Here is a 14,184-nt window from a genome sequence, read left to right on the forward strand (position 1 = left end):
GATAATTCATGACCCAAGCACTCCCCGATCTTAAAGCCAAAAAGTATAAAACAGTGCGTGAAGAAGCCGTGATTGGCTTACGTGCGGTTGGCTTTCTTAAACATGGCACCGCCACTCACGTACAAATTAAAACCCCGGTTGGGCAAATTTTTAGCTGCCAGAGTACCTTCATTGGCTTTGATGGCGAACAGCGACTGTTCTTTACCATTCCCACCCGCAACGTTAAGCAGTTAAACCAGTTCTTTGTAGAAGGGTATCGCATTGCGGTTGATGGCGTATCGGATGAGGGAGAAGGCACCAAAATTCGTTTTGCCTCACGGATTTCACATATCATGATGTCGCCAGCCGCGATTATGCTGGTGGAATTACCGCAGCAAGCCAAGTTGATTCAACAGCGGAAAGAAAGCCGTTATGAGCTCAACGTCAAAGGTGAAATCCCACTTGAGAAGCGACGTTTGTCGGTCAACCTAACCGATATCTCCGCCGGTGGCTGTGGGTTTAGTTTTGATGCTATCGCTCCCGTGTTTGAAATGAAGCATCAACTCGCGATTCAAGTCCGGCCTTCGCACGGGGATGACTGTTTTGTGCTGAGTGGACAAGTAGAGAATCGTCAACAAAAGTGGGGCATGCAGCGCTACGGCTTGTCTTTTGATCAATCGGGACTTCAGCACTGTCGTGAATTGATTAAACGCTTAGTCTTTGACGGCTCACGCTACATTTTTAATCCCACCGTTGAAAGTGATGAGTGACAGTGTCACTTTAAGCTCCCTCCACTCTCTTTAGGCGAGGCCTTGCATCGCCATGCGCTGTCCAGTAATCGCATCATTATCACTGCGGGCAGCGCTGCACATAGATGACTTTTGCATTGATGGCATGATGATTAAAAAAGTGCAGCCAGCGTTTTTGATGGTGCTGGAGCGTATCGCCGGGTCCTTTTACTTCGACCCACTGATAGTCATCGGCTCGGCACATAAAAAGATCAGGCTGATCGCTGCGATTATGTCGTCGATCAAACAATATTCTTTCGAAACACGCTTTGAGTTGGTGGGTGGAGAGCGCGCGTAACGCTGCATCCAGTAACGGCCATTCGATAACTCCCCAGTGGACCCAATCATTGGTTATGCCGTGCTTTTCTGCATAATGCTGCTTTATCAGCGCACGCGCGTTGTCTATGTCACTGAGGCGATCGTCAATGGCAGGTTGGCGCGCAGTGCAAAACTCCTCGCTGTATAAATCACGTGGCCCGCGTTGAAATGGGTTAAGAAATGCTCCTTGGACGGGCATAAAAAGGATGTCCCAAAAAAATAATCCAAACAGTGCGTTCAATAAGCAATTTTCGCTGTACCAGACTGTCCAACCTTGAGCGCGATAATAATCGGCAACTTCCCACTCAACGCGATCGTGCAAGGGTAAAGCCAGGTGCTCTGTGTGTATTTCGCTGATCGGCGTCGCAGGCAATTCATGGAGCCCAATATGTTGTTGGATCTTTTTTTGTTTGGCGAGGCGACAGGCGATGTCACGTTCATCCTCATCATGAGGAGCGCGCAACATGGTGCCGATCAGTGTGGAGGCCAAGTCGATATCGTCTTGCTTGATGGCTATCCGCGCTTGTCGTTCACGGCTTGGAGGCTGTGTGGTGGTTTGATAGAGCATTTGTGCCGTATCAAGGTTTGCATGGCGTTCGTGTTCACGGGCAATGCGATTCACTAACCGTTGGCGTTTCCGCTCCAGTGGTGGCCATGCGTACCGCGCGGGAAGCTGGTCAGTTAGGGCGAGAATGATGTCGGATTGCTTGGCTTTTTTCGCTTGCCAATAATGCTCATTCAATGCCGACAAGTGCAACCAATGGTTGATATGTTCACGGCATTGAAAGAGGCGCTCTGATTGACGGAGCGCGTAAGATTCAAAGGTTTGAATACCCAGCTCGGCCACCACAAACTGACTCAAGTCTTGACGCGAGTTATCAAAGTAGAGCAGTAAAAATACGGATAACAACTCGGGTTGCAGACACTCAATGAGCATGGTTGGGCTGGTCAACGTGTCGCCATAAGTCGCTTGAATCGCGACTTGCCATTGCGCTTTACTGGCGCTTTTGGGCACGTCAGCCTGCGGATAAGCGTGAGCCATCTGGGGTTTGGTCAGGAGATTCAGCACCACCTCGGTGGCCGCCTGATGGGTGAGGCGAACATAGCCCTGCGTGGCTAATTCGTCGAGTAAAGGAGACAAGTCGCCGAGTTCGTGATACACCAATTTTTCGGCGACAAACCAATCATGACGACGCATCAATAATCGGATCAGCAAACATTGCGCCTTAAAGCTAAGCTGTTGAAAGGTGGTGATCCAATGACGCTCTGCGTGATTGAGCAGATCCCAATCACGTTCAGACACTAAATCCATCAAGCATAGGAAGTTATGATGATAATAATAGGGAGAAAGAGGGTCTGGCTGCGTCATCCTTTGTCCTTTTTTATTTTGTTACGACACATGCATTCAGGAGCTGCCGCATGAAATGGAGTATCGCCTTACTATTGTCAGTTGTTAGCTGGTTGGTGTCGAGTTCTGTGTTAGCCGACGCAGAGAATACGTTTTCACCTGAGCAAGGGATCGCTGGCGTGGCTTGTATGGTGGTTGATCCTGCAGGGCGCTTGCTGCTCGTCAAAGACCGCGTCAGTGGCCGCTATGGATTACCGGGCGGCCGTGTAAGCCTTGCGGAATCCCCGCAAAAAGCATTAGCACGAGAAGTATTTGAAGAGACCGCTATTCGCGTCGATGTTGGTAAGGTGCGTTATCAGGATCATCGCGGCGTCTTGTTTGATTGTCGCAGCTTGGCCCCATTACCGGTTGTCTCCCAAGCGGATGGTACTGGCATTTTGCCTGCGTGGCTGGCGCCGAACTTTGCCTCTGAAATTGACGAAGCCCGACTCGTACCCAAAGCGCACGCTGAAGACTATCAATACCGATTTAATGACAGGGGAGCGCTACTGTGGTCTTTAGTCGATAAAGTGCCAAGCAGCGATGTGACCGCGTTGGCAGACTTTAGCGCACTCGCCCCTGCCTTTTATGTGAGTCAGTACGGGTTAGTCTCGGGTGTCCAGCAAGCCGTTGCCGCAATGGGCGAGACCATGGCTTCGTTCACCACTCAGGTCTTTTGGCTGGTCAATATTTTAGGGGAAACGGCATTCTATCTTGCTTTTGTACCGCTATTTTTGGTTTTCAGAGGCCATAAATCGGCCTTGTCTTTGTTGTTTTTGCTGATCAGTGCTGCCGCGGTATCAACCCTTCTAAAAAGCGGCTTTGCAATGCCTCGGCCTTTCTTTATTTGGCCCGAGTTAAAAATCGGTGATGCGAGAGGTTTTACAGTACCGAGCGGCCACACCTTACTGGCGGCAGCGGTAACAACGGCTTGGTATCTTAAGCGGCGCGCTGAGCATCCGCCCGCCTATGGAGCGTTGGCGCTGACAGTATTAGTGATTGTATTGATGGGCCTGAATCGGATGTACCTCGGTGTACACTTTGCCAGTGATGTCATCATTGGCGGTTTGATTGGTGCCGGCATTGCAAGTGTGACCGTCAAACTTGATGGTCTGACGGTAAAAAATGCGCGGCCACTGCTCAATACCGCACGGATATGGCTGTTGGTATGCATCATATTGGCGCTTGCAGCATTAGCGGTGAAGTTGCCAAATTTGCTGTATCTCGCTGCCCTCGCGGCCGGCGTTTATACCGGTCAAGTTTGGCATAAGCTGTTCCCAACCCGTAAACCCGCACAAACACGAGGCGGAAAAATACTCACTTTTGCCTGGATTATTCTCGGCGCGGGGATCATTCTCGGTGTTGCTTATGGTGTCAGCCAGTTAACTGGGGTCAGTTGGGTGTTGCTGATTTTCACGTGCATGGCAATTTGGAGCATACCGCCTTGGGCATTGATCGCCAGCCCTGAGTTAGCACGTTGGTTAGCCCGAAAAATAGGCATGCAATCGTTATAGCTACGTTTGGCGAACGGTACTTTGTGATGGATTGGTGGTGAATTATGGGTGATCGCTTTGGCTGCGCGTAGAGTTAAGGTAAAGTGACAGCACAACAAAAAGTCACACCAGGCATGGTGGATACTGCGCACAGGAACAGCAATGATACCGGCAATACACCCACAGGCGGGCTTGTCGTCCGCCGTCGTTGATTTTCTAACCGCTTTGCAGCAAGCAGGCTTTGAAGGCGATATTGAGTCAACTTACGCGAGCCGATTGGCCGTGGCGACCGATAACAGCGTCTATCAGGCACTGCCACAAGCAGTGCTTTTCCCGGCGAGTGTGGACGACCTTGCACTCATTGGGCACACCGTACAAGCGCCGCCTTTCAATGCGATTAAATTCTCTCCTCGCGGTGGCGGAACGGGCACTAACGGTCAGTCACTGACGAAACATGTGGTGGTAGATGTTTCTCGCCACATGAATCAGGTATTGGAGGTTAACCCAGAGCAAGGCTGGGTCAGGGTACAAGCTGGCGTGATTAAAGATCAGCTCAATGACATCCTGCGGCCTTACGGTTTCTTCTTCTCGCCCGACCTTTCCACCAGTAATCGCGCCACCATTGGCGGTATGATCAATACGGATGCATCGGGACAAGGCTCGCTTCGTTACGGGAAAACCTCTGACCATGTATTGGGGTTAAAGGCGGTACTCGTCGATGGCAGTGTGTTAGATACGCAGCCTTTAGATAGTGACCAATTAAATCATGCGATGGAGCGAGACGATCTTGCCGGTCGTGCATTAGAGACGGTCTCGTCGGTGTGTCGAGAGCACCGAGATTTGATCACGCGTACCTTTCCGCCTTTAAACCGCTTTCTCACTGGTTACGATCTTAAGCATGTCTATGATGACGCATTGAGTCGGTTTGATATCGGCCGCGTCCTATGTGGCGCGGAAGGCTCGCTGGCCTTTATTGCCGAAGCGACCTTAAACATTACTCCGATCCCGACCGTGCGCACCTTGGTCAACATCAAGTACGACAGCTTTGACTCGGCCTTGCGCAATGCGCCCATGATGGTAGAGGCCAAGGCGTTATCGGTCGAAACTGTTGATGCCAAGGTGTTGGATTTGGCTCGCAACGACATTGTCTGGCACACCGTGAGTGATTTGTTGCAAGATGTGCCGGGTAAAACCATGCATGGCATCAATATGGTGGAATTTGCAGGCAATGATGCTGACGATATTGACCAACAAATTACCGCACTTTGTGACAAGCTGGATGCCTTGATTGAGCACGAGCAACAGGGCGTGATTGGCTACCAAATCTGTCGCGATCTCGCGTCGATCAACAAGATCTATGCGATGAGAAAAAAGGCGGTCGGCCTGCTCGGGGCGACGAAAGGGAAAGCGAAGCCGGTGCCTTTTGCCGAAGATACCTGTGTGCCGCCTGAAAACCTAGCCGACTTTATTAGTGAATTTCGTGCCTTATTAGACAGCCATGATCTGCATTATGGCATGTTTGGTCATGTCGATGCGGGTGTGCTCCACGTTCGCCCCGCACTAGACCTATGCGATCCGGAACAAGAGCGAATCATGAAAACCCTGTCAGACCAAGTCGTTGCGCTGGTTGCGAAATACGGTGGCCTGATGTGGGGGGAGCATGGCAAAGGATATCGTTCAGAATACGGACCGGCGTTTTTTGGTGACACCTTGTTTACCCAATTACGGCGAGTTAAAGCGGCATTTGATCCGCAAAACCGCATGAATCCCGGCAAAATTTGTACGCCTATCAATAGCGAAGATGCGTTGGTTCGTGTTGATGACACCAAGCGTGGTTTTTACGATCGGCAAATCCCCATTGAGGTTCGCGACAGCTTTAAAGGAGCGATGGAGTGTAACGGAAACGGGTTGTGCTTTAACTATGACACCGCGTCACCGATGTGTCCGTCGATGAAAGTCAGCTACGACCGTCGCCATTCTCCCAAAGGACGCGCGGGGATCGTACGGGAATGGTTGCGTCTATTGGCCGAGCAGGGGGTTGATCCGCTCGATGTGGAACAGGCCTTAATGACGCAATCTCCCTCGGTGCGTGAGGTGATGAAAAAATTTGGCCGCTATTTTACGCGACGTAAGCAAGCGGACGATTTTAGCCACGAAGTGATGGAAGCGATGAATGGCTGTTTGGCGTGCAAAGCGTGTGCGAGCCAATGCCCGATTAAAGTCGACGTTCCCAGCTTTCGCTCTCGGTTTATGCAATTGTATTACAGCCGCTACCCGCGCCCGATCAAAGACCACCTCGTGGCGAACATTGAAACGTTATTGCCCCTGATGGCAAAAGCGCCCAAGTTGGTAAACGCCGTCACTCAACCCAGCTGGGCACAAGGGTTGACGGCAAAATTGGTGGGATATACTGATACGCCTGCGTTATCGGTGCCCACCTTAGCAGCGTCTTTGGCTGGCGATCATGCGCTAAAATTTGATCTAACTTGGCTGCAAGCGCTGTCTGCACAAGAGCGTGAAAATTATGTGTTGATTGTCCAAGATCCGTTTACCAGCTTTTATGAAGCACCGCTTGTGCATGATCTTGTTCAGCTTGCGCGCCAACTAGGAAAAGTGCCGATGTTGGTTCCGTTTAAGCCCAACGGCAAGGCCCAGCATGTGAAAGGCTTCTTACGCCGGTTTGGGGCAACGGCACAGAATACCGCGGCGTTTCTTAATCAGCTTGCTGCGCTGAATATTCCCTTGGTGGGCGTCGATCCGGCATTGGTGCTTTGCTATCGTGATGAATACTGCGAAGCGTTGGGCAAAAAGCGAGGCGATTTTAACGTTCAACTCAGTCACGAGTGGTTGATGTCAGTGGTGCCAGCATTGCCGCCAGCGGACACTATAGATGCGGGAACCTGGTACTTGTTTGGCCACTGTACCGAAAAAACACAATTGCCACATGCAGAGCAGCAGTGGGCACAACTGTTCGCTCACTTTGGTGCCGAGCTAAAACCGGTATCGGTTGGATGCTGTGGTATGACGGGTACCTATGGCCACGAAGCCGATAAGCGTGAGACCTCGCAAGCCATCTACGATTTAAGTTGGTCAGGCAAGTTGGCCGAATTGCCGGCAGAGCGGGTCCTCGCGACGGGCTATTCGTGTCGCAGTCAGGTCAAACGGTTTAGTGAGCAACAATTGCGGCATCCATTGCAGGTATTGCTGCGTTTAGCGTGCACCCGCAGTGATCGTGTCCATACTGAACACGTAAAGTAACATTGAGCTTGCACGCAAATGGGTTTCGCGTACAGTGAAATAATGGCTAAAAACGAAGGCAAAACAGATGCTTAAAACGATTGTTATCATCTTGCTGGTTTTGGTTGGTATCACCGCGGCACAGTACCTTGATGAGGGCACGCAAAAGAAAATCGCGTGGGTTGTCGGGGGGATTGCGGGCGTGCTTGCGCTGCTGGTTATTGGCGCTGAGCTATTTCGTTAGTCACCCATTTGCTCGGCAAACGATTAAACGCCCCCATCGCGAGATGTTGGGGCGTTTTTGATCCTGTCGCTAAACGGTTATTTACGCTTGCGAGACGGCTTATTGGTAGTGGCCGACGCACGGTTTTTTCCGCTGGGGCGACGAATGTCGGGTTGATTTGGGTGCTTGGTCGCAAAGCGCTGGGTGCCATGACGTCCAGAGCGGCGCTGACGTCCCACTTTAGCAGGGGCGTCTTCTTTCGGAATCAAACATTTAGGGCCGTTACCGATAAGGTGACTTTTACCCATACGCACCAAAGCGTCACGGATCAGTGGCCAGTTAGCAGGGTCGTGGTAACGTAACAGTGCCTTGTGCAGTCTACGTTGACGCTCGCCTTTGGCGACGGTGAGATCTTCGCGTTTTTTATACTTCACTCGCTTCAGCGGGTTGGTCTCAGAGTGATACATCGCGGTGGCATTACACATCGGTGATGGGTAGAAGTTCTGCACCTGATCACACTCAAAATCGTTCTCTTTCAGCCAGCATGCCAGATGCACCATATCCTCATCCGTACATCCGGGATGTGCGGCAATGAAGTAGGGGATAAGGTATTGTTTTTTTCCTGCTTCTTTGCTGTATTTTTCAAACAGGGCTTTAAAGCGCTCATAGGCGCCCATCCCCGGCTTCATCATTAGATCGAGGGTGTTTTTCTCGGTGTGTTCGGGGGCGATTTTGAGGTAACCCCCAACATGGTGGGTGACCAACTCTTTCACGTATTCGGGCGATTCAATCGCGAGATCGTACCGGACGCCTGACGCGATCAAGACTTTTTTAATCCCTTCGACTTGGCGAGCTTTACGATATAAATCAATCGTATGACGATGATCCGTGTTCAACTTATCGCAAATTTTAGGAAACACGCAAGACGGTCGCCGACAATTTCGCTCGGCCTTGGGGTCCGAACAGCCTAAACGGTACATGTTCGCGGTAGGCCCACCGAGATCAGAAATGGTGCCGGTAAAGCCGGGCACTTTATCACGAATATCGTTGAGCTCTTCAATGATCGAGGCTTGCGAACGGTTTTGAATGATCCGTCCCTCGTGCTCGGTAATTGAGCAAAATGAGCATCCGCCAAAACACCCACGCATAATGTTTACCGAGGTTTTGATCATGTCGTAGGCGGGAATTTTCGCCTTTCCATATTTAGGATGAGGAACACGTGCATAAGGAAGACCAAACACGTAATCCATTTCTTCGGTAGTCAGTGGTACGGGAGGTGGATTGATCCAAAGCAGCTGATCGCCGTGTTGTTGGGCCAGTGCCCGCGCTGAATAGGGGTTGGCTTCTAAGTGCATCACGCGACTGGCATGGGCGTATAAAATACGATCGTTTTTGAGCTTCTCAAATGATGGCAAACGCACATAGGTATTTTTCGCATCGTGGCGAGAAGGACGAATCGTGATCGGTTTTGCCGTGTCAGGTTCTGCTTTCTTATTGGTTTCACATTGCGTTTCGGTGGCATAAGGATTCGGCATCACCATGGCTTTACCCGGCTTATCGATGCGCGTTGAGTCAACTTCGGCCATGCCTTCTGGGGGATGCTTCATCATCACTGCTGTCCCCGCGATCCGTGTCATATCAGCCAGTGCTTCGCCCCGCGAAAGACGGTGAGCCACTTCAATCAAGGCACGTTCCGCATTGCCAAACAGCAGAATGTCCGCTTTCGCATCGCATAGTACTGAGCGACGGACTTTATCGGACCAATAATCATAATGGGCAAGGCGACGCAGACTCGCTTCAATGCCACCCAGTACAATCGGTGTTTGCTTGTACGCTTCTCGACAACGCTGTGAGTATACGAGTACAGCGCGATCGGGGCGCTTTCCACCTTCATTGTTAGGCGTATAGGCATCATCATGACGCAGTTTTCTATCCGCGGTGTAGCGGTTGATCATGGAGTCCATGTTGCCCGCGGTAACACCAAAAAACAGATTTGGTTCCCCCAATGCCATAAAGTCATCTTTGCTGTGCCAATTAGGCTGCGCAATGATCCCGACTCGAAAGCCTTGTGCTTCAAGCGCGCGACCAATCACCGCCATACCAAAGCTGGGGTGATCGACATAGGCATCACCGGTCACAATGATGATGTCACAGCTGTCCCAGCCGAGTATATCCATCTCTTCTCGGGTTGTAGGCAGGAAAGGCGCCGGTCCAAAGCAAGCGGCCCAGTAGGGGGTGTAATCGTAAATAGCAGTTGGTGTCACGTTATCGTCTCTTGGTCAGCCCAGAGGCCTTGAGGATGGGTGATACCCCAAGACGGGCGATAAATTAGCCGGCGATTTTAGCGGTATTCCTGCATGGAGTATAGGGGCAAATGATCCCAGCGGGTACTCTATTACGTGGAGGGGTTGTGGGTTTTTACATAATCAATAAAGGCACGATCAGCCAAAGACAGATAACCATCCTTACGCCATGCCATTGAGATATCGAGGTTAATCGGCTGAGTGAATGGAATCCCCACAATGCCATGCTCGTGCTCGGTTACCATCTCAAGCAATGCGCTAATCGCAACGCCATGACGCACAATGTTTAAAATCATTGCCAGCAAATTCGTTTCCAAAGACAGCTTGGGGCGTATCGCGTATTGATGGCAAATATGATCCAAATAGTCACGATGGAAATAGCCGGGGCGAAACATGATCAGCTCATGATCGAAAAAGGTCTGATAGTCGAGGGTTTGGCACCCGGCAAGTGGGTGTTCCTCACTGACCACTGCAACCATTTGCGAGGAAATGAGGGGCATGGTTTCTAACGATGAGGGCACATCACTGGCGGTAATCACCGCCAGATCCAAGTCACTCTCGAGTAGCATCTTTCTTAATGAATGGGTGCCAGCTTCGATAATGGTTAACTTTAAGTCAGGATAGCGTCGCCGAAACCCCATCAATAAGTCCGGAAAAAAGTAGGAACCCAGCATACCGGGCACACCAATCCGAACCTCGCCCTTTTGCAACCCTTTCAGCTCATCCATTGCGGTAGACGTATCGCGCATCTGTTGCACCACACGATGCGCATGAGTAAGCAGCACTTGGCCTTCTTGCGTTAGCTGAATCCGCTTCTCGCTACGTACGAAAAGGGGCATAGAAAGATGGTGTTCAAGCTTTTTGATAGCGATACTCAACGCAGGTTGTGCAATGTGAAGCTGCTGTGCGGCGTGGGTGAAGCTCCCCGCCTCCGCGACAGCAATAAAGTAACGCAGCTGTTTAATGTCCATGTATAAATAATAGATATGGATAATATAAATTTAATATATTTTATTAATCACATTGCCGTTGCTAGCATGATCACAACTTAATGAGATGATGAGGTTGTCATGATTGAGCTTGGCTCATCGCGTTACCGATTAACGGCCTTTGCTCTGGCATTCGGCTCCTTCCTTATTTTTTGCAACTTATATCTCTTTCAGCCGATGTTGCCAGTATTTGCGAGCAACGATGGGATCAGTGAAACCCGTGCCAACTGGTTGCTGGCTGCCGCGACCTTAGGTCTTGCCTTCTCACTCGTCCCGTGGGCGGTATTGTCCGAACGACTCGGACGCCGTCCGATTATGCTAGTCAGCCTCTGGATGCTCCCTGCGATCGGGCTTCTGATGGCAGCAACCAACAGCTTTTGGTTGATTGTTGGGTTACGGGCGTTGATGGGCGCAGCATTAGGTGGCTTTGCCGCGGTTGCGGTCGCGTATATGGCTGAAGAATTCTCTGCTAAAGCGTTTGCGATCGCGGTAGGCAGCTATATCAGTGCCAACTCTCTTGGCGGGATATCCGGACGTGTTGCGGGGGGAATGATGACCGATTGGTGGGGCTGGCAAGGGGCGGTGCTAGGAATGGCGGTATTGAGTTTGTTGGGCGTTACCTTGGTGACGAAATTATTGCCGCGTCAGCAATACTTTACCCAAGGGAATACCTCGTTATTGACTCACTCGCGAGGCGTGCTATCTCATCTTCGTACCCCAAGGTTGTGGTTAGCTATGTTAATTGGCGGTATCAACTTTGCGTTATTCGTCAATTTGTTTTCGGTAATGGCGTTCCGGCTGGTGGCGCCGCCTTATCAATTGCCAGTGAGTTTGGTTTCGTCGGTCTTTATCTGTTATCTCGCGGGCACCGTTACATCACGATTGAGTGGACGCTGGGTACTTAGGTTCGGTGCGATTCGTGGCATGGCATTTGGCACCATTGTTGCCATGTTGGGCGTATTAGTGACCTTACACCATGACATCACTTGGATGATTGTTGGATTACTGGTGGTTAGTGGCGGGGCATTTTTCACTCACTCTCTCGCTTATGGTTGGGTAAGCCGACAAGCCAATCAGGGTAAAGCGACGGCAACGGCCTTGTATCTGGTGCATTACTACACTGGTGGTAGCTTAGGTGGCTTTTACCTGATTGCCGCTTGGCAACACTATGCTTGGGAAGGTGTGGTGGTCGCTGCGTGCAGCTTGGGTTTTGCTGTGCTGGGACTTGTATTTGCGCTTTACAAGTCAACGGGAAAAAGCAAACCCGCCGCCTCTTCATCAGAAACGGCGTTGAGCCATTAATGGCACTAGCTGGTTTCTAGGGCGCTATTGATATAGCTTGCCGTTTCTCTGGCATCGTTGGGACAGTGCTGGCCGACTTGATATTGACGTGTACAGTTGCGACCTTCTGCTTTCGCTTGATAGAGTGCGCAATCCGCCCGCTCAATTAACGAAGATAGGGTATCACCAGTTTGATAGCTGGAAATGCCAATTGATGCCGTTACTTTCAAAGGCGCGTCTCTTTCGTCAATAAACACATCCATCGCGCGAATTTCATTCAGCAATCGGTCTGCAATCTGTTGTGCGCTGTCGACATTGCATTTGGGAAGAAAAACGATGAACTCTTCACCGCCAAAGCGACCAAAAATATCTGACTTTCGCAGTCGCTCTTGCACGGCACGTGTGAAAGATTGCAAAACCACATCGCCTGCGTAGTGCCCCCATTTATCGTTAATACGCTTAAATTTATCCAAATCCAGCAATAGGACCGAGAAAGGAGAGTGCCTGTCTTCACTGATCGCTAAGGCGTGCATCGCCAGTTGCAGAAGCATTCGGCGGTTATAAATACCGGTCAGCGGATCCAGCGTGGCTTGGCGATACAACCTGAGAATCATATGCAACTGTGAAAGCTGTGACCATAACACCATCATGGCAATCACTGTTTGTAGCCAGTAGGATGAAATATTATCCGGGTTGAGCAATACACCGCTAAACGAGTCCACCCACAAATGACAGGCGAGGGTGACGCTCATCAGCGTTAAGCTCTCTTTCATGGTGAGCGGGAAAATCGTCAGCATCACTATTTGGATAATGGGCAATAGGGTGTAGCTGTATGAAAAAACACTGTTCTCAGAGGGAAAGCCTAATGTATGACTGGCTGAGAAATAAAAAAGGTTGGTGACACAGACCATCGCCATCAAGCCCAGCTTGGCCGCTTTAAGGTTATTCACTTTATTGACTGAAAAGCCAATCGCAATCAGGAACGCGGCAAGAATCAAGCGCTGAACGGAAAGTTGCGCCGCGATCGTTTTGTCTCCAAGAAAAAGAAAGTCTGCGGGAGACCAAGCGATGGTAAGCGCCGCCCACACATAACAAAGCACACACAAGCGACTACGCAAATAGGTACTGCGAGTATTGTTAAAGCTATTGGCATGCTTTTTTGCGCTCCAAAGCTCGAGAAAGGAGATTTGAAGCTTATAGACAACATGACTCATGTTTTCAGTCATTGCGCTCATGTCTGCTCCTGCGTGTACAAAGGTTCCGGTAGCGCGCCTATTTTTGTTATGATCGCGTTGTTGTTTTGATTCGTTTTCAATTGTCATAAGTGTGGTATTCGTGCGCAAACCTTCCAGTTTGTTGTACGTATTTACAGTATTTATTCAATCTAATGTGATCCCGCCAGTTGTTTACCGTAAGAAGTAGTCACAGTTGCGGGTTTTTTATTGATCGCCATAAGGTGTTGTTTCTATGTACGCGTATGTTGCTCCTTCCCTCGTTTCGGCTATTTTGGGTGCGCAACTGGTCTTGTCGTTGGCATTACTCAAAGGTGAAATCTGTCCGGGCCAGCGAGGCCGTTTCCACCGTGCATATTGGGTGCTGGTGTTCGCATGGGTGATATTGGTTCCATCTAGCTTTTTAGCCACTATACCCTTTCTGTTTTTAGGCTTATTTGCGTTTCGATCAAAAACGGGCAAAACGCGTCACTCCGGTCCCATTCCTTTGCTACATGTCGCAAACTTAACGGCATGTGTTGCATGGTTAATCATTACGGCGAGTCAGGGCTGGATGGTCGCTGTATTTGGCTTGCTGCAAGTAGTACTTCTGGGAGCCAGTGCCGGACACGGCCTTTTAGTTAGAGCCAAATCACGCTTACAAGCGTTTGATAACTTATTGCCTCTGGCGAGCGTACTGGCCTTGATGGCCACGGTATTACTGGTTGCTGTGGCAGCATCGCTCACAACATTCACCGCTGTGAATATCAATGCCTTATTTGCAGGGGTTGGATTAGGCTTGTTGGGTATTGCTGCATCCATTTGGCATTTGCTCAAACACACCAAACCTGCATGGTGGCGTTTAATGATTGGGTTTGGTTTTTTATTTGCTGCCAGTGTTAGCCTAAACACCATTGTGATGGGATGATTTGGCGAGTGGCCTCGAGTGTTTCTATACTTTAAACCGAGCTTTGT

The 14,184-nt window shown here is 50.2% G+C and carries 10 protein-coding genes; 6 read left to right on the forward strand and 4 right to left on the reverse strand.

The genetic code is table 11. The annotated features are described in order from the left end of the window. Positions 1–8 precede the first annotated feature (8 nt). A complete protein-coding gene (locus BGK46_RS03510; RefSeq protein WP_069587094.1) occupies positions 9–749 on the forward strand; it encodes a PilZ domain-containing protein in 741 nt (246 codons plus the stop codon). Between the two features lie 79 nt (positions 750–828). Here BGK46_RS03510 and BGK46_RS03515 read toward each other — a convergent pair whose 3' ends face one another. Continuing rightward, positions 829–2,454 carry a VRR-NUC domain-containing protein gene (locus tag BGK46_RS03515; RefSeq protein ID WP_069587095.1) on the reverse strand — a complete coding sequence of 542 codons (1,626 nt, stop codon included), beginning with the start codon at positions 2,452–2,454 and terminating at the stop codon, positions 829–831. Positions 2,455–2,504: 50 nt separating this feature from the next. Between BGK46_RS03515 and BGK46_RS03520 the strand changes: the two genes are divergently transcribed. From BGK46_RS03520 to BGK46_RS17580, 3 genes are all read left to right on the forward strand, one after another. After that, the gene (locus BGK46_RS03520) at positions 2,505–3,986 is read left to right on the forward strand and encodes a bifunctional NUDIX hydrolase/phosphatase PAP2 family protein (protein ID WP_069587096.1); all 1,482 of its coding nucleotides are present in this window, start codon (positions 2,505–2,507) and stop codon (positions 3,984–3,986) included. 141 nt (positions 3,987–4,127) lie between these two features. Next, complete coding sequence (ydiJ, locus tag BGK46_RS03525) at positions 4,128–7,223, forward strand: D-2-hydroxyglutarate dehydrogenase YdiJ (protein WP_069587098.1); 3,096 nt, start codon at positions 4,128–4,130, stop codon at positions 7,221–7,223. Between the two features lie 67 nt (positions 7,224–7,290). Continuing rightward, entirely contained in the window at positions 7,291–7,446 is a 156-nt protein-coding gene (locus BGK46_RS17580; protein WP_158011253.1) for a hypothetical protein, read from the forward strand. 77 nt (positions 7,447–7,523) lie between these two features. Here the strand turns inward: BGK46_RS17580 and BGK46_RS03530 are convergent, their stop codons facing one another. Together BGK46_RS03530 and BGK46_RS03535 are read right to left on the reverse strand one after the other, a co-directional pair. After that, positions 7,524–9,689 (reverse strand): YgiQ family radical SAM protein, encoded by a 2,166-nt coding sequence (locus BGK46_RS03530; RefSeq protein ID WP_084781239.1) that lies wholly within the window; start codon positions 9,687–9,689, stop codon positions 7,524–7,526. A gap of 131 nt (positions 9,690–9,820) precedes the next feature. Next, positions 9,821–10,699 (reverse strand): LysR family transcriptional regulator, encoded by an 879-nt coding sequence (locus BGK46_RS03535; RefSeq protein ID WP_069587099.1) that lies wholly within the window; start codon positions 10,697–10,699, stop codon positions 9,821–9,823. A 99-nt stretch (positions 10,700–10,798) separates the two neighbouring features. Here BGK46_RS03535 and BGK46_RS03540 point away from each other — a divergent pair, with 99 nt between their 5' ends. Further along, on the forward strand, positions 10,799–12,019 hold the full coding sequence (locus tag BGK46_RS03540) for an MFS transporter (RefSeq protein ID WP_069587100.1): 1,221 nt from the start codon (positions 10,799–10,801) through the stop codon (positions 12,017–12,019). 5 nt (positions 12,020–12,024) lie between these two features. Here the strand turns inward: BGK46_RS03540 and BGK46_RS03545 are convergent, their stop codons facing one another. Further along, the gene (locus BGK46_RS03545) at positions 12,025–13,233 is read right to left on the reverse strand and encodes a GGDEF domain-containing protein (protein WP_254659652.1); all 1,209 of its coding nucleotides are present in this window, start codon (positions 13,231–13,233) and stop codon (positions 12,025–12,027) included. Between the two features lie 232 nt (positions 13,234–13,465). Here BGK46_RS03545 and BGK46_RS03550 point away from each other — a divergent pair, with 232 nt between their 5' ends. After that, a complete protein-coding gene (locus BGK46_RS03550; RefSeq protein ID WP_069587102.1) occupies positions 13,466–14,137 on the forward strand; it encodes a hypothetical protein in 672 nt (223 codons plus the stop codon). Positions 14,138–14,184 lie beyond the last annotated feature (47 nt).

The sequence above is a fragment of the Salinivibrio sp. SS2 genome, from assembly GCF_001722075.1.
Classification (GTDB): domain Bacteria; phylum Pseudomonadota; class Gammaproteobacteria; order Enterobacterales; family Vibrionaceae; genus Salinivibrio; species Salinivibrio proteolyticus.

Coding starts and splice junctions, on each gene's coding strand:
- BGK46_RS03510 (WP_069587094.1), top strand. CDS start 9: ATGACCCAAGCACTCCCCGATCTTAAAGCCAAAAAGTATAAAACAGTG.
- BGK46_RS03515 (WP_069587095.1), bottom strand. CDS start 2,454: ATGACGCAGCCAGACCCTCTTTCTCCCTATTATTATCATCATAACTTC.
- BGK46_RS03520 (WP_069587096.1), top strand. CDS start 2,505: ATGAAATGGAGTATCGCCTTACTATTGTCAGTTGTTAGCTGGTTGGTG.
- ydiJ (WP_069587098.1), top strand. CDS start 4,128: ATGATACCGGCAATACACCCACAGGCGGGCTTGTCGTCCGCCGTCGTT.
- BGK46_RS17580 (WP_158011253.1), top strand. CDS start 7,291: ATGCTTAAAACGATTGTTATCATCTTGCTGGTTTTGGTTGGTATCACC.
- BGK46_RS03535 (WP_069587099.1), bottom strand. CDS start 10,699: ATGGACATTAAACAGCTGCGTTACTTTATTGCTGTCGCGGAGGCGGGG.
- BGK46_RS03540 (WP_069587100.1), top strand. CDS start 10,799: ATGATTGAGCTTGGCTCATCGCGTTACCGATTAACGGCCTTTGCTCTG.
- BGK46_RS03545 (WP_254659652.1), bottom strand. CDS start 13,233: ATGAGCGCAATGACTGAAAACATGAGTCATGTTGTCTATAAGCTTCAA.
- BGK46_RS03550 (WP_069587102.1), top strand. CDS start 13,466: ATGTACGCGTATGTTGCTCCTTCCCTCGTTTCGGCTATTTTGGGTGCG.